The organism is Rhizobacter sp. P2_G4, from assembly GCF_056403575.1.
The window spans coordinates 480,432-505,161 of the sequence record NZ_JBFUFG010000003.1 but is presented as its reverse complement, the minus strand read 5'-3'; the positions used below and the strand labels follow the sequence as shown (position 1 = coordinate 505,161).

Here is a 24,730-nt window from a genome sequence, read left to right as displayed (position 1 = left end):
GCTGCTTGCCATCGGTACTTCAATCGTCCTCAAGAGGAGCTGACATGAAGAACCCGATGCGCATTGCGCTGATCAGTGAGCACGCGTCGCCTCTGGCCACGCTCGGCGGTATCGACGCGGGGGGCCAGAACATCTACGTGGCCCATGTCGCGCAGTGCCTGGCCCGGGCCGGCCACCACGTCGATGTGCTGACGCGGCGCGACGACCCGAGCCTGCCCAACGTGGTCGACCTGAGGCCCGGTGCGCGCGTGATTCACATCAACGCGGGACCCCCGAAATTCGTGCCCAAGGAAAAGCTGCTCGGGCACATGCCCGTGTTTGCGCGCGCCTGCGAGAGGCTGCTGAGGCACAGCGTTCCGTACGACGTCGTCCATGCGCATTTCTTCATGTCGGGGCTGGTCGCGATGCGACTGAAAGATGCGCTCGGCATTCCGTTCGCGATCACCTTCCATGCGCTCGGTCTGGTGCGGCAAGAACATCAGAAGGAAACCGACGCCTTTCCGCCGCAGCGCATAGAACTGGAACGTGAGCTGGTGCGCTACGCCGACGCCATCGTCGCCGAATGCCCGCAGGACCGCATCGACCTGATGCGGCTCTATGGCGCCGCCCCGGGTGCGATGACGATGGTGCCGTGCGGCTTCGACCCCGAAGAATTCGGCCCCCTCGACAAGGCCGCCGCGCGCGCCCGCCTCGGGCTGGACCCGAACGAATTCATCGTGCTGCAACTCGGCCGGCTGGTACCGCGCAAGGGTGTCGACGACGTGATCCGTTCGCTGCAGTACCTGCCCCCAGGCGTGCCGGCACGGGTGCTGGTGGTCGGCGGCGACACGCGCGAGCCCGATGAAACAAGGACGCCGGAGATCGGCCGCCTGCGCGGGATCGCCCGCGAGAGCGGCGTGTCCGACCAGGTCACCTTCATCGGCCACCGCCAGCGCAATGAGCTGCGCCATTACTACGCTGCGGCCGATGTGTTCGCCACCACACCGTGGTACGAACCGTTCGGCATCACACCGCTCGAGGCGATGGCCTGCGGCACGCCGGTGGTCGGCAGCAACGTTGGTGGCATTCCGTATTCGGTGAGCGATGGGGTCACCGGCTACCTCGTTCCGCCGCACGACCCGAAGGCACTGGCAGAGCGCCTCGCGCAGCTGCACGCAAACCCTGCACTGGCGCGCGCGCTCGGCCGGGCCGGCGTTCGCCGCGCACGCTCGATGTTCACCTGGGAGCGCATCACCGATCAACTGATCGACGTGTACCAGTCGCTGTGCGAGACGCAGGTCGAGCCCTCACGGCCGTGGCAGCGGCTGCGGCTGGTGCACCCCGGTTCGGCAGTGGCTTCATGAATGCATTGCGCGCGGGCACGGCGAAGAGGCCCGCCGTGTTCATCGACAAGGACGGCACCTTGGTCGAAGACGTGCCGTACAACGTCGATCCCGCGCAGCTGCGGCTGACGCGCGATGCGGTGCAAGGGCTGCGCCTGTTGGCGCGCCAGGGCTACCGCCTGGTGGTAGTGACCAACCAGCCGGGCCTCGCGATGAACCTGTTCGATCGCGCTGCACTCGAGACGCTCCGCCAGGCGTTGGTCGAGATGCTGTTCCAGCACGACGTTCAGCTCGATGGCTTCTACGTCTGCCCGCATGCCCCGCCCGAGGCCGGCGAGTTCGGTTGCGTGTGCCGCAAGCCCGCACCGGGCCTGCTGCTGCAGGCGGCTTACGAACTGCGCCTCGACCTCTCGCACTCGTGGATGGTGGGCGACATCCTCAACGACGTGGAGGCTGGCCGGCGCGCCGGTTGCCGCACCGTGCTGCTCGACGTCGGCAACGAGACCGAATGGCTCGAATCGCCGCTGCGCGTGCCGCACCACAAGGCCGGCGACCTGCTGCAGGCGGCCGAACTCATCGTCGTCGCGGCGAACAGCCCTCACTGATTCAACACGCTTCTAAATCGACTCGCATCGAGGACCCTTCATGAACCCCGCGGCCTCAACCATCGTGTGGACAGACAACTCAAGCACCCGCATGCGCTGGCGCAATGCCCGCAACGTGCTCGTGGTGCGGCTCGACAACCTGGGCGACGTGCTGATGACCACGCCAGCCATCGCTGCCATCAAGCACAGTGCGCCTGAGATGCGCGTCACACTGCTCGGTTCGCGCGCCGGTGCCGCCGCCGCGAAGCACGTGCCGGCGATCGACGAGGTGATCACCTACGACGCGCCGTGGGTCAAAGGAGTTGTCGGCAGCGAAGCCATCGACCGCCGCCTGCTTGCGAACCTGCGCCGGCATCAGTTCGACGCTGCGGTGATCTTCACCGTGTGCACGCAGAGCGCCCTGCCCGCTGCGGTGATGATGCGGCTGGCCGGCATCCCCTTGCGGCTGGCCCACTCGCGCGAGAACCCGTACGACCTGCTGACCGACTGGGTGCCCGACGGCGACGTCTGCGAAGACGGCATGCGGCACGAGGCGGCACGCCAGCTCGACCTCGTTCGGTCGGTCGGCTACCGCGCCGCGAGCGAGTCGCTGGTATTCCACCCCTCGGCCGACGACGTGCTGAACATGCGGCGCAAGTTCACTGCGACCGGCGGCGACCTCGCCCGGCCCTACATCGTCATGCACCCCGGCGCGACGGCCTCTTCCCGCCGCTACCCAGCCGAGCGCTTCGGCATGGCTGCCGACCTCATCGTCCGCGAGAGCGGCTGCCAGATCGTATTCAGCGGCGGCCGCGACGAGCGTGCCCTGGTGGCTGCAGCCGAGCGTCACATGCAGCAGGCGCCTTTGTCGATGGCAGGCGAGCTGACGCTGGGCGAACTGGCGGCACTCATTGCTGGTGCGCAGGTCACCGTGTGCAACAACAGCGGGCCATCGCACATCTCGGCGGCATTGGGCACGCCGGTGGTGGTGCTGTATGCCTTGACCAATCCGCAGCACACGCCGTGGAAGGTAAAAGCGCGGGTGCTGAACCACGACGTGCCCTGCCGCAACTGCCTCAAGAGCAGTTGTCCACAGCTGCACCACGACTGTCTGCTGAAGGTTGAGCCCGAGGACGTGGCGGTCGCGGCACTCGAGCTGCTTCAGTTGCAGCGCGGCGTGCCCGCAGCTGCTCGTGGTACAGCGTTGATGAACATCGCGTGATGGCTCGCCGCATGCAACTCAACGACCTCGGCGACTCGCCGCGCATTGCCGTCTTCCGCGCGCTGGTGCTGGGCGACATGCTGTGCGCCGTGCCGGCCCTGCGTGCGCTGCGCAAGGCATGGCCCGGTGCCGAGCTCACCTTGATCGGATTGCCCTGGGCAGCTGCGCTCGCAGAGCGGCTGCCGCAGGTCGACCGCTTCATCGAGTTCCCCGGCTACCCGGGGCTGCCCGAGCGCGTCCCTCAACTTGCCGCGCTGCCGGCTTTTTTGAAAGAATTGCAGCAACGCCCCTTCGATCTTTTGGTGCAGCTCCACGGCAGTGGCCGCATCGTCAATCCGCTGATGGCGGCATGCGGTGCGCGGCACACCGCCGGCTTCGTGGAGGCCCACAGCGCGGAGACCACCGAGAGTTTCAGCGCCGAGCCAGCCTTGCATGCGCCCTGGCCAACACGGGGCCATGAGATCGAACGCCTGCTGACGCTGACCGATTACCTCGGCCTGCCGCGCGATGGGATGCAGCTGGAGGTTCCGCTGCGCGACGACGATCGGCAGTCGTTGATGCAACTGTGGCCCGGTGTGAAGACCCGGCCCTACGTCTGCATTCACCCCGGTGCGCAACTGCCTTCTCGGCGCTGGGCACCGGAGCGCTTTGCCGCCATCGGCGACCTGCTCGCCGCGCGTGGGTACACGGTGGTGATCACCGGCACGGCGGGCGAGCATCCGTTGGCCGACGCGGTCTCGCGTGCGATGCGTCAGCCATCGACCTCGCTGGTCGGCCAAACCAATCTCTGGACGCTGGGCGCATTGATCGAAGGTGCACGGCTGCTGGTGTGCAACGACACCGGCGTGTCGCACATCGCCGCGGCACTCGGCACGCCGAGCGTTGTCGTGAGTCTCGGCGCCGATGTGGCGCGCTGGGCGCCGCTCGACCACACGCTGCACCGCGTGCTGTGGCGCAACGTGTCGTGCAGGCCCTGCAGCCACGCGGTCTGCCCGTACGGCCACCCGTGCGCCACCGAACTCGGCGTCGACGAGGTCGCATCAGCCGTGCTCGACGCGATCGAACCGCGCAGGCCTGCGCCCCAAGCTCTTGCCGAACCGCACGTGCCCGGCATGTGGCTTGCCAACTCCAACACCGTGACACCCTCAACCGCCGCGCCATGAACGACGAACAACAAGCTCTTCAGCAAACATCGAAGCACGCGATGCGCATCACCGTCATCGGCGTGGGCTATGTCGGCCTGGTCACGGCGACCTGCCTGGCCGAACTCGGCCACGTGGTGGCGGCGGTCGACAACGATGCGGCCAAGATCGACTCGCTGTCGCGCGGTGGCATTCCCTTCTTCGAGCCCGATTTGCAGGCACTGGTGCAGGCGCACAGTGCGAGCAAGCGGCTGAGCTTCACGCGCGATCTCGGCCGTGCGCTGCGCGGTGCCGAGCTGGTGTTCATCGCGGTCGGTACGCCCTCCGGCGACAACGGCTCGGCCGACCTGCGTGCGGTGGAGTCGGCGGTGCTGCGGGTGGCTGCGGTGCTCGCCGCACCGGCCACGCTGGTGATCAAGTCGACCGTGCCCATGGGCACGAATGAAGAGCTGCACAAGGCCGTTGCCGGTGTGCTGCGACACCGGCGCGTCTCGCTGCGCCTGCCGCTGGTGAGCAACCCCGAGTTCCTGCGCGAAGGCATGGCAGTGCGCGATTGCCTGAAGCCTGACCGCATCATCGTCGGCGCGCTGAGCGATGACGATGCTGCGCCGCTGCTGCGCGCGTACACGCCGCTCGTCGACGCCGGCGCGAAGCTGCTGCGCATGAGCCCGCGCAGCGCCGAGCTCACCAAGTACGCCGCCAACGGCATGCTGGCCGCACGCATCAGTTTCATGAACGAAATGGCGCAGATCGCCGATGCCACCGGGGCCGACATCGAAGACGTGCGCGCCGGCGTGGGAACCGACCCGCGCATCGGGCCCGAGTTCCTGCGTGTCGGCGTGGGCTACGGCGGCTCGTGCTTCCCGAAAGACGTGCGCTCGCTGGCCCACATCGCCCAACGCCATGGGCTCGCGGGGCACATGCTGCGTGCCGTCGAGCAGACCAACGAACAGCAGAAGCGGATGCTGTTCGACAAGATGTGCGCGTTCTACGGCGGCCCCGACGGGCTGCGCGGCAAACGCATCGCGCTCTGGGGCCTGGCCTTCAAGCCCGGCACCGACGATTTGCGCGAGGCACCCAGCCTCGAGCTGATGCGGCAGCTGCTGGGCGCCGGCGCCGACGTCGCAGCATACGACCCGATCGCGGTGCCCAACGCTGCGCGGCTCTTCGGCAATCTGCCGCGCGTGCGGTGGTGCCACAGCGCGCAGGGTGCGATCGAAGGCGCCGACGCGCTCGCGCTCGTCACCGAGTGGAGCGAGTTCGCTGCGTTCGACGCAGCCACCGTGGCCAGGGAGCTGGCCGACAACGTCGTGTTCGACGGCCGCAACGTGCTGCCCGCAGCCTGGCGCGGCTTCGGGCTTCAACTGATCCAGATCGGCCGGGCCGGCGCCGTGCCGAGCGCGGAAGAAGGTGCGCCGCTGCCGCTGCTGGAAGGCGGCTTTGCGCCATGGTCGATTCCGGCCACTCGCTGAGTACCCAGCGAGATATGCAACCGTTCAACACTTTTTGAAAGGCCACCATGAAAGCACTTTGCTGGCACGGAAAGAAGGACATTCGCTACGACACGGTAGACGACCCGAAGATCGAACACCCGCGCGACGCCATCGTGAAGGTGACGAGCTGCGCCATCTGCGGCTCCGACCTGCACCTGTTCGACGGCTTCATGCCCGGCATGGAGAAAGGCGATGTGATGGGCCACGAGTTCATGGGCGAGGTGGTCGAGGTCGGCCCCGAGAACAAGAAGCTCAAGCTCGGTGACCGCGTGGTCGTGCCCTTCACCATCTGCTGCGGCGAGTGCGAGCAATGCCGGCGCGGCAACTTCTCGGTATGCGAACGCACCAACCGCAACAAGGCGATGGCCGACAAGGTGTTCGGCCACACAACGGCCGGCTTGTTCGGCTACACGCATCTCACCGGCGGCTACGCGGGCGGTCAGGCCGAGTTCGTGCGCGTGCCGTATGCCGATGTGGCGCCGGTGAAGATCCCCAATGGCCTGAGCGACGAGCAGGTGCTGTTCCTCGGCGACATCTTCCCGACAGGCTGGCAGGCGGCGGTGCAATGCGACATCCAGCCGACCGACACGGTGGCGGTATGGGGTGCGGGACCCGTCGGCCAGTTCGCGATCCGCAGCGCGGTGATGCTGGGTGCGCGGCAGGTGGTGGTCATCGACCGCGTGCCCGAGCGCCTGAGCATGGCCAAGGCGGGCGGCGCGCTCACGATCAACTTCGAGAAGGAAAGCGTGCTCGACCGGCTGGCCGAGCTGACGCAGGGCAAGGGCCCGGAGAAATGCATCGATGCTGTCGGCATGGAAAGCCATGCCACTCGGGCGATCGACGGCCTGTACGACCGCGCCAAGCAGGCGGTGATGCTGGAAACCGACCGACCGCATGTGCTGCGCGAAATGATCTACGTGTGCCGGCCCGCCGGCACGCTGTCGATCCCCGGCGTGTACGGCGGGCTGGTCGACAAGATTCCGATGGGCGCCTTGATGAACAAGGGGCTCACGGTGCGCACCGGGCAGACACACGTCAACCGATGGACGGACGACCTGCTCAAGCGCATTGCGGACGGACAGGTCGACCCGTCCTTCGTCATCACCCACACCGTCGATCTGGCGCAGGGCCCCGAGATGTACAAGACCTTCCGCGAAAAGGAAGACGGCTGCATCAAGGTGGTTCTCAAACCTTGAGGAGACCGAGATGTCCGAACCCTCTACCGATACAGCATTCGCCGACGTTTCGTTGGCCTCTTCTTCTGCCGAGCAGGATGACCCGTCGCTGGCCGGCTCGCCACGCTCCGGCGCGTCGAGCCCCTGCACAAACGATGCCGAATCGAACCTCGGAGCCAAGGCCAAGGCGGCGCTGACCGTCGAGAACGTGGCGCGAGGCCTGGGCTGGTTCAGCATTGCGCTCGGCGCATGGGAGCTGCTTCGGTCACGCAGCACTGCGGACGCAACCGGCTCGAAAAGCAGCAGCACCCTGATCAAGGCCTACGGCCTGCGGGAGCTGACCACCGGCATCGGCCTGCTCACCGCGCGCGACCCCGAGCCCTGGCTGTGGGCGCGCGTCAGCGGCGACGCCCTCGATCTCGCCACGCTGGTCACCGACCTGCGCAGCCCGCATGCGAAGACGCGCAACACAGCCATCGCGATCGCGGCGGTGCTGGGCGTGACCGTGATCGACGCGCTGTGCGCCAAGGCGGCCCACGACCAGGCGCAGGCACCACAGGAGCCGCCGCGCGACTACAGCGACCGCGTGGGCATGGCGCTCTCGCCCGAAGAGATGCGCGGCACGGCGCGCAGCAGCCTGCAGGTGGCGCCCGACATGCAGACCCCGTCGGCCTTGCGGCCTTACGCTCTCGACAGCTCGACCTGAGCGGCCAGCATCTCGTCGAACGCTTCCACCGACAGCGGGCGGCTGTAGAGGTAGCCCTGCAGGCAGTCGCAGCCCTGGGCCGCGAGAAAGTCGCGCTGCGCCTCGGTCTCGACCCCTTCGGCCACGACCGTGAGCCCGAGCCGGTGCGCCATCGAGATGATGGCCGACGCGATGGCGGCATCGTCTTGGTTGCCGGGCAAGTCCTTCACGAACGCCCGGTCGATCTTGAGCTTGCCGATGGGCAGGCGCTTCAGGTACGCGAGGGACGACAGCCCGGTGCCGAAGTCGTCGACCGCCACCTGCACACCTAACTCGCGGAGCGTGCGGAGCTGCTCGACGTTGCTGTCGATGTCTTCGACCATCGAGTGCTCGGTGATCTCGATCTCCAGGCAATGCGGGTCCAGCCCGGTCTCGGCCAAGGCGGCATTCACCTGCGCCTGCAGGCCGCGCAGGATCTGGCGGGCCGACACGTTGACCGCGACGAACAGGCCCGTGTGGCCTTGGTCCGTCCAGACCTTCATCTGCCGGCAGGCTGCCTGCAGCACCCATTGGCCGACGTCGACGATCAGCCCGCTCGCCTCGGCCAGGGGAATGAACTCGACCGGCGACACCATGCCCAGCTCCGGGTGATCCCAGCGCAGCAGGGCTTCGGCGCCGCACAGGCGCCGGGTGCGGAAGTCCATGATCGGTTGGTAGACGAGATGCAGCTCTTTGCGTGCCACCGCGTCGCGCAGGTCCGTCTCAAGCTGCATGCGGCGCGCTGCGCCGCGGTGCATCTCGGCGTTGAACAGAGCGAAGGTGTTCTTGCCCTGCCGCTTGGCTTCGTACATCGCCGTGTCCGCGGCGCGAACCAACATCTCGGCATTCGCGGCATCGCGCGGGAACTGCGCAATGCCGACACTGCCTCGCGCTCGCAGTTCGTGGGTGCCGACCTTCAAGGCGCCCTGGAACGCGAGCATCGCCGCCTGCCCGAGCTGGTGCAGGTGCATATCACCCGTCACCCGCGGCGCGAGGATCACGAACTCGTCGCCGCCGAAGCGGAAGGCCATGTCGTTGGGCCGCATGAAGGCGGTGAGCTGCCCGGCGAGGGCCCGCAGCAGTTCGTCGCCGGCCACGTGCCCGAGGGTGTCGTTGACGACCTTGAAGTCGTCGAGGTCGATCAGCAGCAGCGCGAACCCTTCGCTGGTTTTTCCCACCGTCTCGATCAGCCGCTGGATGCGCTCGTTGGCGGCGTGGCGGTTCGGCAGACCGGTGACGGGGTCGTAATAGGCGAGGTAATCCAGCCGGCGCTCGGTGGCCTTGATCTCGCGGCGGATGCGGCCGACCAGCATAAAGCCAAGGCCCAGCGCGAGCCCGCTTGCCACCAGCGTGATGCCGATGTAGGTCAGCATGCGCAGGTAAAACTGGTCGAGGGTGACCACCAGCCGCAGCGAGCCGACGCCACGGCCGGCTTCTCGCACTGCCTGGCTCAGGTGCAAACGGCCATCGGCAAAGCGGTGGCCTTCCACGGGCAACACGAGCAGGTTGCCCTCGGGGCGCTGCGCCGCACCCGCACGCGTGTACTGCGCCACCAGCCCGCCGTCGAGGTCGCGCAGCTCGGCATGCTCGACCGATGGCGACACCTGCATGGCCGCCAGGATCTGCGTGGCCGCAGGAGCGTCGCGGAAGACGATGGCCGCGGAACTGCTCTCGGCCGTGATGCGGGCCTGGATGGTGAAGTCGTCCACCAACGTGGCGCGCAGCGAGACATAGACGAAGGCATCGAGGATCAGCCCGCTGGCGAGCAGGGCGAAGCCGGCACCGAGCGCAACCGCACGGCTCACCCGCCCGCCGAGGCCCGGGCCCGGCGACACGCGAAACCGGTCCTGGCGGCGTTCGGGTGTCATTGCTTCACCACCTTGGCCAGGCGCACGAGCTTGGAACTCAGCTGCAGGCGCGCCTCGCGTGCTGCATGCAGGTTGATCTCGAACGCCAGCCGAGTGCCCACGGCACGCAGGATCACCGAGGCCACGGGCGATGGCAGCACTGCGTCGTCGCTGATGACGAGCATGCTCGCCAAGGTGCCGGGTTGAGCCGGGTTGGCGGCGTGCAGTCCGTTTCGAGCCTCGACGTAAAGGGCGTGGCAAGGCGGCGTGACAGCGCCCGGCTGGATGTCGCGAACCAAGAGCCGGCCGCTGTGTACCGGGCGCCCTTCGAGGGCTTTCAATGCCGGCGCCAAAGGCGAGTGCGAATCGGTGCACAGCACCCAGGGTTCACCCGCCGGCGGTGCGACGTCGGCCGGCCAGTCGACGAAGGTCATGATGTTCAGGATGATGGCGGCCTTCAGTTCGTCTTCGTCGACCGCCCGGGCTGTCTGCGGGCACGCCAGCACGGCCAGCATCAGCAATGCAGGCCAGCGGCAGGCAGACAGGTAGGCGCGCACGGTCAGCAGGTCACAACTTGATGTTGATGCGGAACTGCCAGGTGCGCCCGTCTTGCGGCGAGATCGGGTGCAGCACCGAATCGCTGCCCGGGTCGACCGGCCGCCGATCGAAGGCGTCGTACAGGCCGAGCGAGAGCTCGGCATGCAGCAACTGGCACAGACGGGTCAACGTGAAATTCGTGACGCCGTAGCCCGGGAGGTCTCCGCGGCGGCTGACGAGCACCGCCTGGCTGCCCAGCGTGAACTCGCCGCCGAGCGGGAGGATCAGCGCGACCTTGCCGAGCTGCGCGGCGTTGCGGTCGCCCATGCCTTGGCCAGACAGGTCGTGCACTCGCTGGTTGCTGTAGCTGGTACGCAGATGGGCTCCCTGCGTCCACACCCGTTCGAACTCCAGCTCGAAGCCGTGCGTGCGCATCGATCCTGCGTTGTTGTACACGAGCTGATTGTCCACGGGGTCCAGGTCCTGAACCAGCAGGCCACGGGCCTCGTTGACGTAGGCAGACGCGGTGAAACGCGTGGCCGCCGAGGGCCGCAGCTCCAGCACGATTTCGTCACCGCGCACACGTTCGTTCTTCAGCTCGGGGTTGCCCTTGTAGCTGGGCGTCCCTTCAACGGTGTAGTAGGACTCGAACGCGTTCGGTGGCCGGAAGCCCGTGCCATGAATGAACTTGAGCACCAGCTTGTCGGTGGGGCGCGCGATCAACGACAGGCGCGGGCTGAACTGCGTTGCCGTCGATGCACCGCTTATGCGGTCCCAGCGCAGGCCCATGGTCACCGTGAAGTAAGGCGACCATTCCCACTGGTCTTCACCGAACAGCGCCTGGCGCGTGCTCTTGCGGTGGTCGTCCAGGTAGGTGGCTGCTGGCGACACGTCGATGTTGGTCTGGTCGCGGTGCGGCGACGACTGCAACTCCACGCCGGCGACGAGCTTGTGCCGCTCGAACTGCTGCGAGAACAAGTGGCCTTCGACGCCCCACCACTGGGATTCGGCTCCGTCCTGGTTGACGGTGACCGGCGGGTAGTCGACGACGAAGTCACCACGGTATGCGTAGCGACCGGCGAACACGCGCAGCTTCAACAGGTTGGCCACGTCGATCGGGTGCGACAAGGTGGCGTCGCCCAGGGTCAGCATGTCGCGGTACTGGCTGCCCCTGTCTCCGAACACCGTGCCCGGTGCGGCCGACAGGCCTTTGAGGCGGTCGCCGTGCAGCATCGTCGCGACCCACTCGTCCCATTCGTACTTCAGGTAAAACTGGTCGCCACGGTCGTGGTCGGTGCGGTGGCTGATGTCGCTGCCATCGGCGGCTATCAGGCCGGGGTAGCGCACGTCGGTTCCAGACAGGCGCTGGGTAGCGCCGGAGATAAGCAACCTCCCGCCGCCGGCGAACGAGCGCGTGGTGGCGGCCTGCAGCTTTCTCAAGTTGCCCCGGCCCACGGTGACGGCCGCCTGGCTGGTCGCCTCGGTGCCCGGGCGCCGCGTCACGACGTTGATGGTGCCGAACAGCGCATTGCCGCCGTGCACCGCAGACCCTTGGCCTGGGATGAACTCGACGCGCTCGACGAGCGCCAAGTCGAGCGGGAAGTCCGTGCTGAGGAAGGCCTGGTCGAACACCGTGTCGTTGACACGGTTGCCGTCGATCAGCAGCAGGATGCGGGTGTTGTAGTCGCCAGCCGTGGCGAACCCGCGCACCCCCAGGTAAGCATAGGTGCGGTCGGACGACACGAGCAGGCCGCGCACGGACTGCAGCACGTCGGCCAGCGTGCGGTAGCCGAGCGCGCGGATCTCGTCGGCGCCGATCACCGTCGCCGATGACGGCGATTCGCTGACGCGCAACGCGAACTTCGAGGCGCCCGACACCTCGAGGTCGAGCAAGGCATCCAGCGGAGAGGATGCGAGGTCGTCAGCGGCGTGTGCGGCCAAGGGGTGGCCGGCACCCGCCAGCGAGGCAGCCAGCACCAGGGCGCGGCACAAAGGCCCAGCCAACTGCCGACGCGTTGGCTCCATCCATCGGCGTCTTGCAAATTTCGTCACGAGATCGTCTCCAAACGGCATGCGCCTCCGGCCCGTGCGCACACGGCCTGTCGAGAGAGGGGCACGTCTTCATATCGACGTGGGGCACGGCTTCTTGATCGCCGGTGGTGCAGCACATGCTCAATCTGAGAACTTCGACCGGAGACGTCGGGCCGCATGGCCCCGTCATGGGGCATTTGTGCGGAGACGCGTGTCGGAAGTCACACCTTGCCTTGAGGCCTGGGGATTACCCGCCCCCGATCAGCGTGTAAGGTTTGACAGTGGCGAGGGAGGCCTGGCACTGCTCGAATACAGACACAGCAGTCCCGCCGATGACTTGGAGATCCAGTGGCCAGAGCCGCTAGTTTGTTCGCAGTGTCGATGTGGCTGGTGTCTGCGGCTGCCCAGGCCGCGGTGTCGAGTACCAAGGAGATTGCTGACCTCTCGCTGGAAGAACTCTCCGGCATCGAGGTGACCTCCGTGTCGCGGCGCGCCGAGCCGCTCAGTGCGGCGCCAGCCTCCATCTACGTCATCACCTCCGATGCCATTCGCCGTGCCGGCGTCAGCTCCCTGCCCGAGGCTTTGCGCCTCGCGCCCAACCTGCAGGTGGCACGCATCGATGCCACCCAGTACGCCATCAGCGCACGCGGCTTCAACAACGCCATCGGCAACAAGCTGCTTGTGCTGATCGACGGACGCACCGTCTATGCGCCCTTCTTCTCGGGCGTGCTGTGGGACCAGCAGGACGTGATGCTCGGCGACGTGGAACGCATCGAAGTCATCAGCGGCCCGGGTGCCACGCTGTGGGGTGCCAACGCGGTGAACGGCGTCATCAACATCATCACGCGCTCCAGCTCCGACACGCAGGGCCTCCTGGCGGTGGCGGGCGGTGGCAACCGCGAGCGCGGCCTGTCCTTGCGCTACGGCACGGCCCTGGGAGACAGCGGCAGCGTGCGTTTCTACGCCAAGACGACGAACGCGCGCCACACCGACAACGCCGCCGATACCGCGGTGGCCGATGGCACCGAGCGCCACCAGCTGGGCTTTCGCGCTGACTGGAATAACGACGCAGACGACTTCACGCTGCAAGGCGACACCTACCGCACGCGTGCTGAGTACCGGGGCAACATCGGCACCTTCCAGCTGACGCCGATCACCTCTTCGGGCAGCAACGTGCTCGGCCGCTGGACGCGCCGGCTGGGCGGCGGTGCCGACTTGCGGGTGCAGGCCTACTTCGACCACAGCGAGCGCGACGATGCGCTGCTGTACCGCCCGCGCACCGACCTCGGCGACGCCGAGTTCCAGCACGGCCTGACGCTCGAGAACCACCGGCTGGTGTGGGGTGCCGGCTACCGGCGAGCACAAGACCACATCGCCCCGGGCTTGTTCTTCGGCTTCGTGCCGCCCAGCCGCACGCTGACCTGGACCAACCTGTTCGTGCAGGACGACGTGAAGCTGGCCAGCGGGCTCGATCTCACGCTCGGCCTCAAGTTCGAACGCAACGACTACACCGGCACCGAGACCTTGCCCAACCTGCGCCTGGCCTGGCAGCCTGCCGCCGGCCAACTGCTGTGGGGCGCCATCTCGCGTGCCGTGCGAGCGCCGGCCCGGCTGGACCGCGAGCTCCGGCTGCCGCCCGCTGGCCCGCCTTACATCATTGCGGGCGGGCCAGATTTCGTCTCCGAAGTGGCGAACGTGTTCGAGCTGGGCTACCGCGCGCAGCCGACGCCCGACTGGAGTTATTCCGCCACCGCCTTTCTGCACGACTGGCAGGGCTTGCGCAGCGGCCAGCCACCACCCAATGCCCAGGTGCAGAACATGATCGATGGACGGACCCACGGCGTCGAAGCCTGGGCCTCCTGGCAGGCCCTGCCCACGTGGCGGCTCAGCGCGGGTTTGAGCACGCTGAAGAAAAATTTGAAGCTCCAGGCCGGCAGCACCGACCCCGATGGCCCCGCCAACCTGGGCGACGACCCGGACTACCAATGGTCATTGCGCTCAGCCTTCACGCCCGCCGAGGGGCATGAATTCGACGTCTCCCTGCGCCGCGTTGCCGCCTTGCCGAAGGACGCGGTGCCGGCCTATACCGCCGTCGACGCACGCTACGGGTGGCGCATCACGCCGAGCATCGAGCTCTCTCTCGTGGGGCAGAACCTCTTCGGTAAGGAACACGCCGAGTTCGGCAGTGTCCCTGCGCGCAGCGAGATCGACCGCAGCATCGCGCTGTGGTTGAGGTTCACGCTGTGACGAACCGCCGCCATGCAGCCACCACCCTCTGGTGGCGTGCCGTGTGCATCTGGTTCCTGTGGCCAATGGCCGTGTGCAGCGCGCAGACTGAACGCGTGGCGCAGGAAGACCAGGTCAAGGCGGCCTACCTCTACAAGTTTCTCGGGCTTGTGGATTGGCCGCCGAGCTCCTTCGAAGGAGACCAGAGCCCGTTCGTGATCGGCATCAGCGGCGCCGAAAGCCTGGCCGACGAACTGATGCCGATGGTGGCCAACCGGTCGACCAACGGTCGCTCTATCGTCACGCGCAAGATTTCTCCAGGCACCTCGCTCGCCGGCGTGCACGTGCTGTTCATCGGGCGCCAGGCCGCGGCACGCGCGGCCTCGCTCGTCGCGGCGGCCAAGGAGTTGCCGATCCTGGTCGTCACCGATTCGGACGACGTGTTCGCGGTCGGCGGTGCGATCAACTTCGTCCTGGTGGACAACAAGGTGCGGTTCGACGTCAACCTGCGCACCCACGAAGCCAGCGGCCTGAAGATCAGCTCGCGCCTGCTCGGTGTGGCGCGGCGCGTGCAAGGGGCCACCCTGTGAGCCGGCGCCACAGCGGGTCGCTGCAAGCCAGGCTGGTCGGCGTGGTGCTGATTACCACGCTTGTCGCGCTGATCGTGGCGCTCGGCGCCATGATCGCCTACGACCTGCGCGCCTACCACCAGAGCTGGGTCAACGACATGGGCGCGCAGGCGCAGCTGCTCGGCCAGACGACCGCCACGGCGCTGGCTTTCGATGACAGCAAGGTGGCCACCAACAACCTGGCGGTGCTGCGCTCGCGGCCGCAGGTTCGCGCTGCCGCGCTGTACGACGCCCACGGCAAGCTGTTCGCCAGCTACACCTCCGGCAGCGGCTTCGCCATGTTCCCCGCCGCGCCCGGACCCGAAGGCGTGCGCATCGAGCAGCGGGAACTCGCGGTGTTCACCCGCGTGTTCGAAAGCGGCGAACTCGTGGGCACCGTCTACCTGCGAGCCGACTACGAGCTGTACGACCGCATCGGCAGCTATGCAGTGATTGCGTTGGCGGTGCTGGCTGTGGCCATGATCGTGGCGTACCTCACGTCGATGCGGCTGCAGCGGCTCGTCACGCGGCCGATCCTGTCGATCGCGAGCGTCGCGCGCGAAGTGGTAGAGCAACGCGACTACTCGCGCCGCGCCGTGAAGATGAGTGACGACGAGGTCGGCGCGCTGGTCGAATCGTTCAACGGCATGATGGCCGAGATCGAACGCCGCGCGATCGAGAACGAAACCGCGCTGGCCGACGTGGCCCGCGAGGTCAATGAACGGCGCGTGGCCCAGCAGGAAATCATGCGACTGAACGAGCAGCTCGAGCTGCGCGTGCACGACCGCACGGCCCAGCTCGAAGCCTCGAACCGGGAGCTCGCGCACGCCACCGAGACGGCCGAGAAGGCGAACCGCGCGAAGTCTGAGTTCCTCTCCAGCATGAGCCACGAGCTGCGTACGCCGCTGAATGCCATTCTGGGTTTCGGCCAGTTGCTCTCCGTCGAAGGCGTCTCGCTGCCACAGGCCAAGAAGGCCGAGTTCACACAGCACATCCTCAAGGCCGGCACCCATTTGCTGAATCTGATCAACGAGATCCTCGACCTGGCCAAGATCGAGTCCGCCAACCTGATGCTCTCGCTCGAACCGGTGGTGATGGCCGACGTGCTGGAAGAGTGCCGCACCATGCTCGAGCCCGCGGCTCGCCAGCGTGGCCTGCAGATGCTGTTCCCGCCGCCGCATGGGCCGAGCGTGATCGCCGACCGCACGCGGCTCAAGCAGGTGCTGCTGAACCTGCTGTCGAACGCCATCAAGTACAACCGAGAGAACGGCGTCGTCATCGTCGATTGCACCCTCGCGGAGCACGACGGCGTGCGCGTGTCGGTGCGCGACACCGGTGCCGGGCTGCGGCCTGAACAGGTAGCGTCCCTGTTCCAGCCCTTCAATCGCCTGGGGCAGGAAACCGGCAACGTGGAAGGCTCGGGCATCGGGCTGGTGGTGACCAAGCGCCTGGTGGAGCTGATGGGTGGCCAGATCGGGGTCGTCACCGCGGTCGGCAACGGGTGCGAGTTCTGGATCGAACTGAAGCAGGCGCACGCGCATGCGGTGCCGGAGGCAAATGAAGCGGAGCGCGCTGACCCGGTGCCCACGACCTCGCCTGCGCTGAAGAAGGCACCGCTGCTGCTGTACGTGGAAGACAACCCGGCGAATCTGCGCCTGGTCGAAGAGATCGTGGCCTTTCGCGGCGACCTGCGCATGCTGTCGGCACCCGATGCCCAGCTCGGCATCGAGCTGGCGCGGGCGCACCGGCCCGAGGTCATCCTCATGGACATCAACCTGCCCGGCTTGAGCGGCACCGATGCACGGGCCATCTTGCGCGCAGACCCGATCACCGAAGAGATACCGGTGATCGCGGTGACAGCCAACGCGATGCCGCGTGATCGCGCGCAGAGCATGGCGGCGGGCTTCTTCCAGCACGTCACCAAGCCGATCAACGTCGCGCTGCTCAACTCGGCGATCGACGAAGCCATGGCGCAGAAGGACGGCAGCTCTCGGTCCTAGAAAGCGTCGCCGGTACTCGGGCGAACCCATGGCGCGCAAGCAGATACGGCGGCACGCGCGTTGCCGGCATGTGCTGTTGCGCCCTCAGCGGCGCCCCAACTGCCTGCGACGGAGAACGACGCCATGGACCTGCAACAGCAACCACCCGGTTCCGAAAAGGACCTGAATCCGAAAGCCGATCACGGCGAGCAAAGCTACGTCGGAAGCGGCCGCCTGCAAGGGCGTGCCGCCATCATCACCGGCGCCGACAGCGGCATCGGCCGCGCCGTGGCGATCGCATTCGCCCGCGAAGGCGCCGACGTGCTGATCTCGTACCTGAACGAACATGAGGACGCGCGCGAGACGGCTCGGCTGGTCGAGGCGGCGGGCCGCAAAGCCGTCACGGTTGCGGGCGATCTGGCCGAGCCCTCACACTGCCGGGCGATCATCGAACAGGCGGCCGGCACCTTCGGCAAGATCGACATCCTCGTCAACAACGCCGCCTTCCAGATGACGCGCGAGTCACTGGAAGAAATTCCGGACGAGGAATGGGACCACACCTTTCAAGTCAACATCACCGCGATGTTTCACTTGTGCAAGGCCGCGGTGAAGCACATGAAGGCGGGCTCGTCGATCATCAACACGAGCTCGGTGAATTCGGACACGCCCCGGCCCACGTTGCTGGCCTACGCCGCGACCAAAGGTGCCATCGCCAACTTCTCGGCCGGCCTGGCGCAACTGCTGGCGGAGCGCGGCATTCGGGTCAACTCGGTCGCGCCGGGGCCCATCTGGACACCGCTCATCCCCTCGACCATGCCCAGCGAACAGGTCGAATCGTTTGGAAAAGACGTGCCGCTGAAGCGCCCCGGCCAGCCCGCGGAAGTGGCACCTGTCTACGTGCTGCTGGCTTCTGACCAGGGAAGCTACATCTCCGGTGCACGCATTGCCGTCACGGGTGGAAAGCCGATCCTGTAGGCGAACGATTCGACGCAGTTTGCATTCGCCAAGCTGCGTGTCGCTGCAACGGGGCGGGCTACACACCCGCCGCAATGTGCAGGCGTGAAACGCGCGTCGCTCGTGCGATTTCTTCGATCGGAATCTTCGGCTTGCGGTCCGCCGTCAGCAGGCCATTGACCTCCTGGAACGTGTCCGCGAACTGGGTGTAGCAAAAGCCGGCAAACATGGCGGTGTAGATCACGGCGCCCATCAGCTCCTGGTACCGCTGCTGGAAGGTTTGCTCGTCGTTCGCCGTCGAGTACCCCCATGTGACCACCGACGAATTGCCGGCCGCCACCAAAGCCAGCTGATCGGGCGCGGCCGTGGGCTGCGTGCCCTTCGCGAAAGCGATGCCGCCGAACTCCGTCAACATGATGGGCTGCCCGCAGTGCGGGTATCCATCGAGCGTGAGGATGCGCCCGCCCGGGCGGCGCCGGTCGAACAACTGGTCGGCCTTGATCTCGGGGCCATACCGCTGGCGGATGTGCTCCACATTCGCGTCGTAGTCGTGGATGCCGATGATGTCGGTGGCGCTGCTCTCCCAGCCGTCGTTGCCGATGACCGGTCGCGTCGGGTCGAGCGTCTTGGTCAGGTGATAGAGGGCTTCGACAGCGTGCCGGTGCTGGCCCACGGCGGTGAGGTCCGGAACACCCCAACTCTCGTTGAAGGTCACCCAGACGATGACGCAGGGATGGCTGTAGTCGCGCTCGATCGCCTCCGTCCATTCACGCACCGTCCGCCTGATTGCGGTGCGCGTGAATCGGTAGGCAGACGGCATCTCTTCCCAGACGACGAGGCCGAGCCGGTCGGCCCAGTAGAGGTAGCGCGGGTCTTCGATCTTCTGGTGTTTGCGCACGCCGTTGAAGCCCATGGCCTTGACGAGTTCGACGTCGCGCCTGATCGCTGCGTCGCCGGGCGGTGTCATGAAGCTCTGCGGCCAGTAGCCCTGGTCCAGCACGAGACGGAGCATGTAGGGCCGGCCGTTCAACATGAAGCGGTCGCGGAGCACGTTCACCGCACGAAGGGCGGTGTACGACTCGAACTCGTCGATCACCTGCCCACCACGGATCAAGCGCACCGTCGCGTCGATCAGGGTCGGACGCTCCGGTGTCCAGAGCAGTTCGTTGCGGAAATCGTCGATGCCCGGATCGGACAAGGCGACGACTCGGTCGACCTCCCGCTGAACGACCAGGTACCGGTCCGAGGCCAGCGTGCGCTCGCCGTGGCGAAGGCTGACCTCGATCGACAGGTCGTCGGTGCGATCGCCGGCGAGGCGAGCTTCGAAGCCGATCGAGAAACCTTCGACCCGGGGCGTCCAGCGAATCTTCTCGATGTACGTGCGCGACACGCGCTCGAACCACACGGTCTGCCAGATGCCGGTGGTGCGGGGATACCAGATCGAGTGCGGCTTCTCGTGCCAGTCTTGCTTGCCCCGGGGCTTGGTGAGGTCGTGCGGGTCATCTTCGGCCAGCACCGTCACCGTTTGTGTGCCCGAGGGATCGAGCAGCTTGGTGATGTCGACCGAGAACGGCGTGTGGCCGCCCTCGTGAGTCGTGGCAAGGCGGCCGTTCACCCAGACGTGCGCCACGTAGTCGACGGCGCCAAATCGCAGGATGACGCGGTCATCGCCCACCGGACATTCAAAGTCGCGCTGGTACCAGCATGCATAGTGGAAGCCCTGGTCGGCTATGCCGCTGGCTTCGGTCTCGGGCGCAAACGGCACGTTGATCGTCTGCGGCCACTCGTCGTCCTCCGGAGGCCGTGAAAACAGGCGCTCGTCGTCTTGGCGAAAGCGCCAAGTGCCATTGAGTGAGGTCCAGTTGCGGCGCCGCAGTTGCGGCCTGGGATAGGCGAAGCCCAAGGAGTCTTCTTTGTCGGACGGCACAGTGAGTTCCTGATGGGAGCACGTCGACAAAGGCGACGTGGCGTCAGCTTGCTGCTACGCGCAAGGTCAAGCCCGACGCAGCAAACTGCGTACCGATGCGTCAGGCGCTGCGAATCATTCGTCCACCGCCGATCTCGCACCAAGCTGCCGATTGCCTCCTGCGCGAGCTTGCCGCAGAACTTTCCATGTCTGCACTTTCAGCTGCTGGCGTTGGCCCGGCTCGAACGGGTCGGTCACCTCAACCTTGGCGCGTTCCGCCGTCATGTTGGCGCGTTCTGCGAGCGCCTGACGCAGCCCTCGTAGGCAAAGTCCAAACCTAATCAATCGAGGTTACGGTATGAAAAAGACAGTTCTGATCACGGGCGCGTCCTCGGGCTTCGGCCTGATGCTCGCCAACCACCTTCATCAGCAAGGTTTCAATGTCATCGGCACCAGTCGCGAGCCTGAAAAATATGCTGTGCCATTCAAACTGCTGCGGCTGGACATAGACGACGACCGATCCATCAAGTCTTTCACCGATGAATTGTTTCGGCACACCAAGCAGCTCGACGTGTTGGTCAACAACGCAGGCTACATGGTCACCGGCCTGGCCGAAGAAACCCCGATGGACATGGGCAGGCAGCAGTTTGAAACGAACTTCTGGGGCACGGTGAAGGTGACCAACGCGCTGCTGCCGATTTTCAGGCTGCAAAAGCAGGGGCAGATCATCACGGTGAGTTCGATCGTGGGTTTGATCGGCCCACCGAACCTCTCTTACTACACCGCGTCAAAACATGCCGTTCAGGGCTTCTTCAAGTCACTGCGCTTCGAGCTGAATCAATTCAATATCAAGGTCAGCATGGTGGAGCCGGTCTGGTTCAAGACGAAGCTCGGCCAGCACGCGGTCTCTGGCGGCAACGCACGCATTGCGGACTACAACGAATATCGCAAACAGGCGAACGCCGCAACGCAAAAAGGCCTCGACGAAGCCGAAGCACCCGACGCCGTGGTGCAAACCATCACCAAGTTGATTGGCACCAAGGAACCCAGGTTCAGCAACCCTGTTGGCAAGATGACCGGGATGATTCTCTTTCTGCAGAGCTACGCGCCGAAGATGTTTGAAGGCTCCATTCTGAAAAGCGTGCAAACAGCGAAATAACTCATCGAGGTCCTCAGCCATGAAGTACTACCTGTGCAAATTCATCCCGCCGCGCGCGGATTTTCTGGCCACGATGTCGGCGGACGAACAGAAGCTCATGAAACAGCATGGCGACTTCTTGAACGACCGTCTCGCCCAAGGCTCGATCGTTGCCCATGGCCCTGTCATCGACGAAACCGGTGGTTATGGCGTTTCGCTCTACCAACTGTCCGACGATGAAGACATCTCGGCTGTCACCGCACAAGATCCCATGATCAAGAGCGGGGTTGGGCATTACGAGCACTACACCATGCCTCATTTGAAGGCGCGCAGCTGAAAGCCAGTGCTTTCAACACCATCCCCAACGCCGCAAGAACCAGTGCATTGGCATCACGTGCGGCATAGACTCAAGCGATGCAATCGGAACCCACGGAAGACCTCGCGACACCCAGCGGCCGCCTTGCCCATGCCGGCAGCTTTTCCGTGTGGCCGGGCTGGCAGGTGCTGATGCAAGACGCCGGCGTGGACGGAGCCAGCGCCTTGCGCCGGGCGCAGCTGCCCGGCGACATGCTCGCACGACAGAACGCGCGCCTTGACTCGGCAACGTACTTCCGACTGTGGGAAGCCATCGAGGCCGAGGCCGGCACGGCGCATGGCCCGGCGCCTTTGCGCTTCGCTCAGAAGATGTCGGCCGACTGGTTCGACCCCGAACTCTTCTCTGCCCTGTGCAGCGCAGACATGAACGGCGCGCTGAGCCGCCTGGCCAAGTACAAGCGTTTGAGCGGGCCGATGGCGCTGAAGGTCGAGCACACAGATGCACGCACCACGGCGACCTTGAAATTCCTGGATAGAGCGTTGACGCCACCGCCCGTGCTGGTGGCCTTCAAGCTGGTGTTCTTCGTGCAATTGGTGCGGCTCGCGACGCGCAGCCCTGTGTACCCGCTGCAAGTGGGCTGGCCATCGCCTGCGATGTCAGCGCCCGACGCACGCGCCTATGCCGACTACTTCGGCGTGTCGGTCGACAGCACGCCAATGCCCACGGTGGTCTTCAGGGCTGACGACACGCGGCGCCCCTTCCTCACGGCGAACCACGGCATGTGGTCGTTCTTCGAGCCCGCCCTGCGGCAACGACTCGCAGATCTGGACCGTCACGCAAGCACGGTCGAACGGGTGCGCAGCGCGTTGCTCGAGGCCCTGCCCGCCGGCGAACTGTCGATGCTCGCGGTGTGTCGCAAACTCGGCGTCAGCACCCGCACCCTCCAACGCAAGTTGAAGGAGGAAGGGAGCAGCTTTCAGCAGACGCTCGACGCATTGCGCAATTCACTGGCGCACCACTACCTGCACAACTCGGCGATGTCGGGTGCAGAGATTTCGTTCCTGCTCGGCTTCGAAGATCCCAACTCGTTCTTTCGCGCGTTTCAGGCCTGGACGGGCACGACCCCGCACGCGGTGCGTTCGGCATCCACAAAAGCCGCCCATTGACAGAGCCCGCGCTCGCCGCGAGGCCGCTGGCCTGTGGTGACGCCTTGGCCATCACCGTCTGAGAGTGAGATCGCGCAACCGGGCCTTCGATGTAGGCGCGTTTCGCAAGCTGTTTGGCGCGCTCCGCGAGTGCGACCCATTGGCAGTGTCGGCACAGTGCCATGCACTCCCCTTCACTTCAGGAACACTCCGATGAGCCTCTTCAATTCCAGCATTGCCACGTCTTCGATGCCGAAGGACGCGCCCCGTCAAGCGACGCGCCGGCAGACCCTCGTCACCGGCGCGGCAGCGCTGTCCATGCTGGCCCTCTCCACGCCAGCATCCGCTTTGCCGCACGTCGCAGGCGCGGCTTCGGCGCCCACCCGCTTCGTTGAAGTCGGAGGCCGCAAGCTGGCTTACCGAACCGTAGGAAAGGGCAAGCCCATCGTGCTGGCTCATCGCTTCCGCGGTGTGCTCGACCTGTGGGACCCGCTCTTCATCGACGCCTTGGCGGCGCAGGGCTTTCAGGTCGTGACCTTCGATCATTCGGGGATGGGCTTTTCGACCGGGGAACGGTCTTACAACCCCGCGTCGCTGGTGAAAGACGCCAAGGAACTGATCGACGCACTGGGCCTGAAAGACGTCGTGATCGGCGGCTGGTCTTTCGGCGGCATCGTGGCGCAAATCTACGTGGCCATGTTCGGGAGCAGTGTCAGCCACGCCGTGCTGATCTCGACGACGCCGCCTGGCAAGCTGGTGAAGCCGGGCGACCAGCTTTTCTATGACATGGCCGCGCAAGGGCCGGCCACCCTGGAGCAGTACACCACCATGTTCTTCGAGCCGAAGGATGCCGCGAGCCGCGCCGCATCGCAGCGTTCATTCGAGCGCATCTTTGCCCGCAAGAACGATCGCAGCCCTGATGTGCCAGTGGAATGGGCATTGACGCAGGTTCCCCATTCCCCGCCCAACCCGATGTTCCCTTCGGACGAGGTGCTGCAAGCCCTGAAGAACACCGACGTGCCCATCCTGCATCTGGCTGGCGACCACGACCTCTCGGTTCCCGTCGAGAACTGGTACGCGCTGGGCGGCCAGTTGCCCACGCTGAACCTGATCACCTACCCGCGCGCCGGCCACGCCCCGCACCACCAGCTGCCTGAGCTGGCAGCCGCGCAGATCGCGGCCTTCATCAAGGGCACGCAAAAGGCCTGAGCGAGATTTCCGCCGCCGAACTGGGCTGATGTGACGAAGGCATCGCCGGACCGCACGCTTCGTCTGTTAGACGCAGCTTGCGTCCGACGCGGCCCAATGGCCGATACCTATCCCGCCGCCACGATCACGTGTGCCTGGATCTTGCCGGCCACCGCGCCTGTGCCATGGCGGCTGGCGATTGCCTCCGCTGCACGGTCGGTCGCGAGCTGAAGCAGGCCGGCGTCACGCGCCTCGATCTCGTTGCGCAGCGGTGTTCCCTGGCAATAGGCCGTTGCGGCGTCGCGTGCGGAGGGTGCGCGACTCACCTTCTCGCGGGTCTGGATATCGATGTCAGCAAACCCTGCGCGAGTCAAGTCCTCACGGATCAGTGCGATGTCGTGATAACCGTGCGGCGTGCGGGCGAGGAAACGCGGCGGGTCGTGCGGAAACACCGTGGCGACGGCGTTGGTGACGTCGTCGGCAAAAGCGTTCTGTTCGATGCGGTCCCAGACACTGAAGACGAAGCGACCGCCCGGCCTCAGCACGCGACGCGCCTCGGCATAGCCAGCGACGCGATTAGGGAAGAACATCGCGCCGAACTGGCAGCAAACGACCTCGAACGAGGCATCGCTGAATGGCAGGGCGAGCGCGTCCGCCTGCCGCCATTCGATGCGGGGATCGGGTGCCTGCCGAGCGGCTGCGTAGTCCAGCATGGGCTGGTTGAGGTCGGTCACCACATAGCGCGCGTTGGCGCCAAGCTTCGGCGCAAGCGCCCGCGTGACCACGCCACTGCCGGCCGCCGTCTCGAGCACCGAGCCGGGGGAGAAGCCCGCGACAAGCTCGGCCAGATCTCCCGCGTAGGCCTCGAAGATCAGCGGGACCATCAGCGTGTCGTACGCCTTCGGGATCGAGCCCGCGAACACCTTGTCGCTCTCAGCCATGAGACCTCCTCGGATGATCTGAACCACGCCCGCTCCGCGAGTTGGCGCTGCTACCAAGCCGAAGCGGCTTGGCGCAGTCAGCTTGCCCGAGTGGTCAGGATGCCGCTGGCGTCGAAGTCGGAAACGTCACCTTCGGGGGCTGGGTGCCGTCGGCCTTGCGGCGCTTTCTGCCGCTCGCCGTCTTTCTGACTTGTTTGGCAGAAATGGTTCTCTTGCCTACGCGCTTCTTCTTTGACAGTGCCATGTTGATCC

At 66.0% G+C, this 24,730-nt stretch carries 20 protein-coding genes; 15 read left to right on the top strand and 5 right to left on the bottom strand.

Annotated elements, in window-relative coordinates; genetic code table 11:
* Window positions 1-44 precede the first annotated feature (44 nt).
* From AC1DYS_RS15225 to AC1DYS_RS15195, 7 genes are read left to right on the top strand one after another with little or no spacing between them, the layout of a single operon-like run.
* Window positions 45-1,343, top strand: coding sequence for a glycosyltransferase family 4 protein (locus AC1DYS_RS15225; RefSeq protein ID WP_477900507.1), 1,299 nt, complete (start codon window positions 45-47; stop codon window positions 1,341-1,343).
* The gene (locus AC1DYS_RS15220; protein WP_477900505.1) at window positions 1,340-1,927 is read left to right on the top strand and encodes a D-glycero-alpha-D-manno-heptose-1,7-bisphosphate 7-phosphatase; all 588 of its coding nucleotides are present in this window, start codon (window positions 1,340-1,342) and stop codon (window positions 1,925-1,927) included. Before AC1DYS_RS15225 ends, AC1DYS_RS15220 begins: the two co-directional genes overlap by 4 nt.
* Before the next feature lie 40 nt (window positions 1,928-1,967).
* Window positions 1,968-3,128, top strand: a complete 1,161-nt coding sequence (locus AC1DYS_RS15215) for a glycosyltransferase family 9 protein (RefSeq protein ID WP_477900503.1) — start codon at window positions 1,968-1,970, stop codon at window positions 3,126-3,128.
* A gap of 11 nt (window positions 3,129-3,139) precedes the next feature.
* A complete protein-coding gene (locus AC1DYS_RS15210; RefSeq protein ID WP_477900501.1) occupies window positions 3,140-4,291 on the top strand; it encodes a glycosyltransferase family 9 protein in 1,152 nt (383 codons plus the stop codon).
* A complete protein-coding gene (locus AC1DYS_RS15205) occupies window positions 4,288-5,742 on the top strand; it encodes a UDP-glucose dehydrogenase family protein (protein ID WP_477900499.1) in 1,455 nt (484 codons plus the stop codon). The genes AC1DYS_RS15210 and AC1DYS_RS15205 overlap by 4 nt, the downstream gene beginning before the upstream one ends.
* Window positions 5,743-5,789: 47 nt before the next feature.
* Entirely contained in the window at window positions 5,790-6,959 is a 1,170-nt protein-coding gene (locus AC1DYS_RS15200; RefSeq protein WP_477900497.1) for a zinc-dependent alcohol dehydrogenase, read from the top strand.
* Window positions 6,960-6,969: 10 nt separating this feature from the next.
* Window positions 6,970-7,644, top strand: a complete 675-nt coding sequence (locus AC1DYS_RS15195; RefSeq protein WP_477900495.1) for a hypothetical protein — start codon at window positions 6,970-6,972, stop codon at window positions 7,642-7,644.
* Here AC1DYS_RS15195 and AC1DYS_RS15190 read toward each other — a convergent pair.
* Genes AC1DYS_RS15190 through AC1DYS_RS15180 form a run of 3 tightly spaced genes read right to left on the bottom strand, consistent with a single transcriptional unit; the run spans window position 7,620 to window position 12,071 of the window.
* On the bottom strand, window positions 7,620-9,530 hold the full coding sequence (locus AC1DYS_RS15190) for a putative bifunctional diguanylate cyclase/phosphodiesterase (protein WP_477900493.1): 1,911 nt from the start codon (window positions 9,528-9,530) through the stop codon (window positions 7,620-7,622). The two genes, AC1DYS_RS15195 and AC1DYS_RS15190, sit on opposite strands and share 25 nt — an antisense overlap.
* The gene (locus tag AC1DYS_RS15185; protein ID WP_477900491.1) at window positions 9,527-10,066 is read right to left on the bottom strand and encodes a YfiR family protein; all 540 of its coding nucleotides are present in this window, start codon (window positions 10,064-10,066) and stop codon (window positions 9,527-9,529) included. Before AC1DYS_RS15185 ends, AC1DYS_RS15190 begins: the two co-directional genes overlap by 4 nt.
* 10 nt (window positions 10,067-10,076) lie before the next feature.
* Entirely contained in the window at window positions 10,077-12,071 is a 1,995-nt protein-coding gene (locus AC1DYS_RS15180; RefSeq protein ID WP_477900489.1) for a TonB-dependent receptor plug domain-containing protein, read from the bottom strand.
* A gap of 387 nt (window positions 12,072-12,458) precedes the next feature.
* Between AC1DYS_RS15180 and AC1DYS_RS15175 the strand changes: the two genes are divergently transcribed.
* From AC1DYS_RS15175 to AC1DYS_RS15160, 4 genes are all read left to right on the top strand, one after another.
* A complete protein-coding gene (locus tag AC1DYS_RS15175) occupies window positions 12,459-14,324 on the top strand; it encodes a TOL_0244 family TonB-dependent receptor (RefSeq protein WP_477900487.1) in 1,866 nt (621 codons plus the stop codon).
* Entirely contained in the window at window positions 14,321-14,893 is a 573-nt protein-coding gene (locus AC1DYS_RS15170) for a TOL_0243 family YfiR-like periplasmic protein (RefSeq protein WP_477900485.1), read from the top strand. The genes AC1DYS_RS15175 and AC1DYS_RS15170 overlap by 4 nt, the downstream gene beginning before the upstream one ends.
* Complete coding sequence (locus tag AC1DYS_RS15165; RefSeq protein ID WP_477900483.1) at window positions 14,890-16,911, top strand: sensor histidine kinase, YfiR-like protein-associated; 2,022 nt, start codon at window positions 14,890-14,892, stop codon at window positions 16,909-16,911. The genes AC1DYS_RS15170 and AC1DYS_RS15165 overlap by 4 nt, the downstream gene beginning before the upstream one ends.
* A gap of 123 nt (window positions 16,912-17,034) precedes the next feature.
* Window positions 17,035-17,865, top strand: a complete 831-nt coding sequence (locus AC1DYS_RS15160; protein ID WP_477900481.1) for a glucose 1-dehydrogenase — start codon at window positions 17,035-17,037, stop codon at window positions 17,863-17,865.
* Window positions 17,866-17,923: 58 nt separating this feature from the next.
* Here AC1DYS_RS15160 and AC1DYS_RS15155 read toward each other — a convergent pair whose 3' ends face one another.
* Entirely contained in the window at window positions 17,924-19,771 is a 1,848-nt protein-coding gene (locus AC1DYS_RS15155) for a glycoside hydrolase family 2 protein (protein WP_477900479.1), read from the bottom strand.
* 337 nt (window positions 19,772-20,108) lie between these two features.
* Here AC1DYS_RS15155 and AC1DYS_RS15150 point away from each other — a divergent pair, with 337 nt between their 5' ends.
* From AC1DYS_RS15150 to AC1DYS_RS15135, 4 genes are all read left to right on the top strand, one after another.
* Window positions 20,109-20,909, top strand: a complete 801-nt coding sequence (locus AC1DYS_RS15150) for an SDR family oxidoreductase (RefSeq protein WP_477900477.1) — start codon at window positions 20,109-20,111, stop codon at window positions 20,907-20,909.
* Window positions 20,910-20,928: 19 nt separating this feature from the next.
* Window positions 20,929-21,225: a YciI family protein gene (locus AC1DYS_RS15145; RefSeq protein WP_477900475.1), complete on the top strand. Its 297-nt coding sequence runs from the start codon at window positions 20,929-20,931 to the stop codon at window positions 21,223-21,225.
* A 77-nt stretch (window positions 21,226-21,302) separates the two neighbouring features.
* The gene (locus AC1DYS_RS15140; protein ID WP_477900473.1) at window positions 21,303-22,370 is read left to right on the top strand and encodes an AraC family transcriptional regulator; all 1,068 of its coding nucleotides are present in this window, start codon (window positions 21,303-21,305) and stop codon (window positions 22,368-22,370) included.
* Between the two features lie 192 nt (window positions 22,371-22,562).
* The gene (locus AC1DYS_RS15135; protein WP_477900471.1) at window positions 22,563-23,558 is read left to right on the top strand and encodes an alpha/beta fold hydrolase; all 996 of its coding nucleotides are present in this window, start codon (window positions 22,563-22,565) and stop codon (window positions 23,556-23,558) included.
* A 107-nt stretch (window positions 23,559-23,665) separates the two neighbouring features.
* Here the strand turns inward: AC1DYS_RS15135 and AC1DYS_RS15130 are convergent, their stop codons facing one another.
* A complete protein-coding gene (locus AC1DYS_RS15130) occupies window positions 23,666-24,478 on the bottom strand; it encodes a class I SAM-dependent methyltransferase (protein ID WP_477900469.1) in 813 nt (270 codons plus the stop codon).
* Window positions 24,479-24,730: the final 252 nt, after the last annotated feature.

Coding starts and splice junctions, on each gene's coding strand:
- AC1DYS_RS15220 (WP_477900505.1), top strand. CDS start 1,340: ATGAATGCATTGCGCGCGGGCACGGCGAAGAGGCCCGCCGTGTTCATC.
- AC1DYS_RS15205 (WP_477900499.1), top strand. CDS start 4,288: ATGAACGACGAACAACAAGCTCTTCAGCAAACATCGAAGCACGCGATG.
- AC1DYS_RS15195 (WP_477900495.1), top strand. CDS start 6,970: ATGTCCGAACCCTCTACCGATACAGCATTCGCCGACGTTTCGTTGGCC.
- AC1DYS_RS15200 (WP_477900497.1), top strand. CDS start 5,790: ATGAAAGCACTTTGCTGGCACGGAAAGAAGGACATTCGCTACGACACG.
- AC1DYS_RS15145 (WP_477900475.1), top strand. CDS start 20,929: ATGAAGTACTACCTGTGCAAATTCATCCCGCCGCGCGCGGATTTTCTG.
- AC1DYS_RS15150 (WP_477900477.1), top strand. CDS start 20,109: ATGAAAAAGACAGTTCTGATCACGGGCGCGTCCTCGGGCTTCGGCCTG.
- AC1DYS_RS15225 (WP_477900507.1), top strand. CDS start 45: ATGAAGAACCCGATGCGCATTGCGCTGATCAGTGAGCACGCGTCGCCT.
- AC1DYS_RS15180 (WP_477900489.1), bottom strand. CDS start 12,071: ATGGAGCCAACGCGTCGGCAGTTGGCTGGGCCTTTGTGCCGCGCCCTG.
- AC1DYS_RS15135 (WP_477900471.1), top strand. CDS start 22,563: ATGAGCCTCTTCAATTCCAGCATTGCCACGTCTTCGATGCCGAAGGAC.
- AC1DYS_RS15140 (WP_477900473.1), top strand. CDS start 21,303: ATGCAATCGGAACCCACGGAAGACCTCGCGACACCCAGCGGCCGCCTT.
- AC1DYS_RS15190 (WP_477900493.1), bottom strand. CDS start 9,530: ATGACACCCGAACGCCGCCAGGACCGGTTTCGCGTGTCGCCGGGCCCG.
- AC1DYS_RS15130 (WP_477900469.1), bottom strand. CDS start 24,478: ATGGCTGAGAGCGACAAGGTGTTCGCGGGCTCGATCCCGAAGGCGTAC.
- AC1DYS_RS15160 (WP_477900481.1), top strand. CDS start 17,035: ATGGACCTGCAACAGCAACCACCCGGTTCCGAAAAGGACCTGAATCCG.
- AC1DYS_RS15175 (WP_477900487.1), top strand. CDS start 12,459: ATGTGGCTGGTGTCTGCGGCTGCCCAGGCCGCGGTGTCGAGTACCAAG.
- AC1DYS_RS15210 (WP_477900501.1), top strand. CDS start 3,140: ATGCAACTCAACGACCTCGGCGACTCGCCGCGCATTGCCGTCTTCCGC.
- AC1DYS_RS15215 (WP_477900503.1), top strand. CDS start 1,968: ATGAACCCCGCGGCCTCAACCATCGTGTGGACAGACAACTCAAGCACC.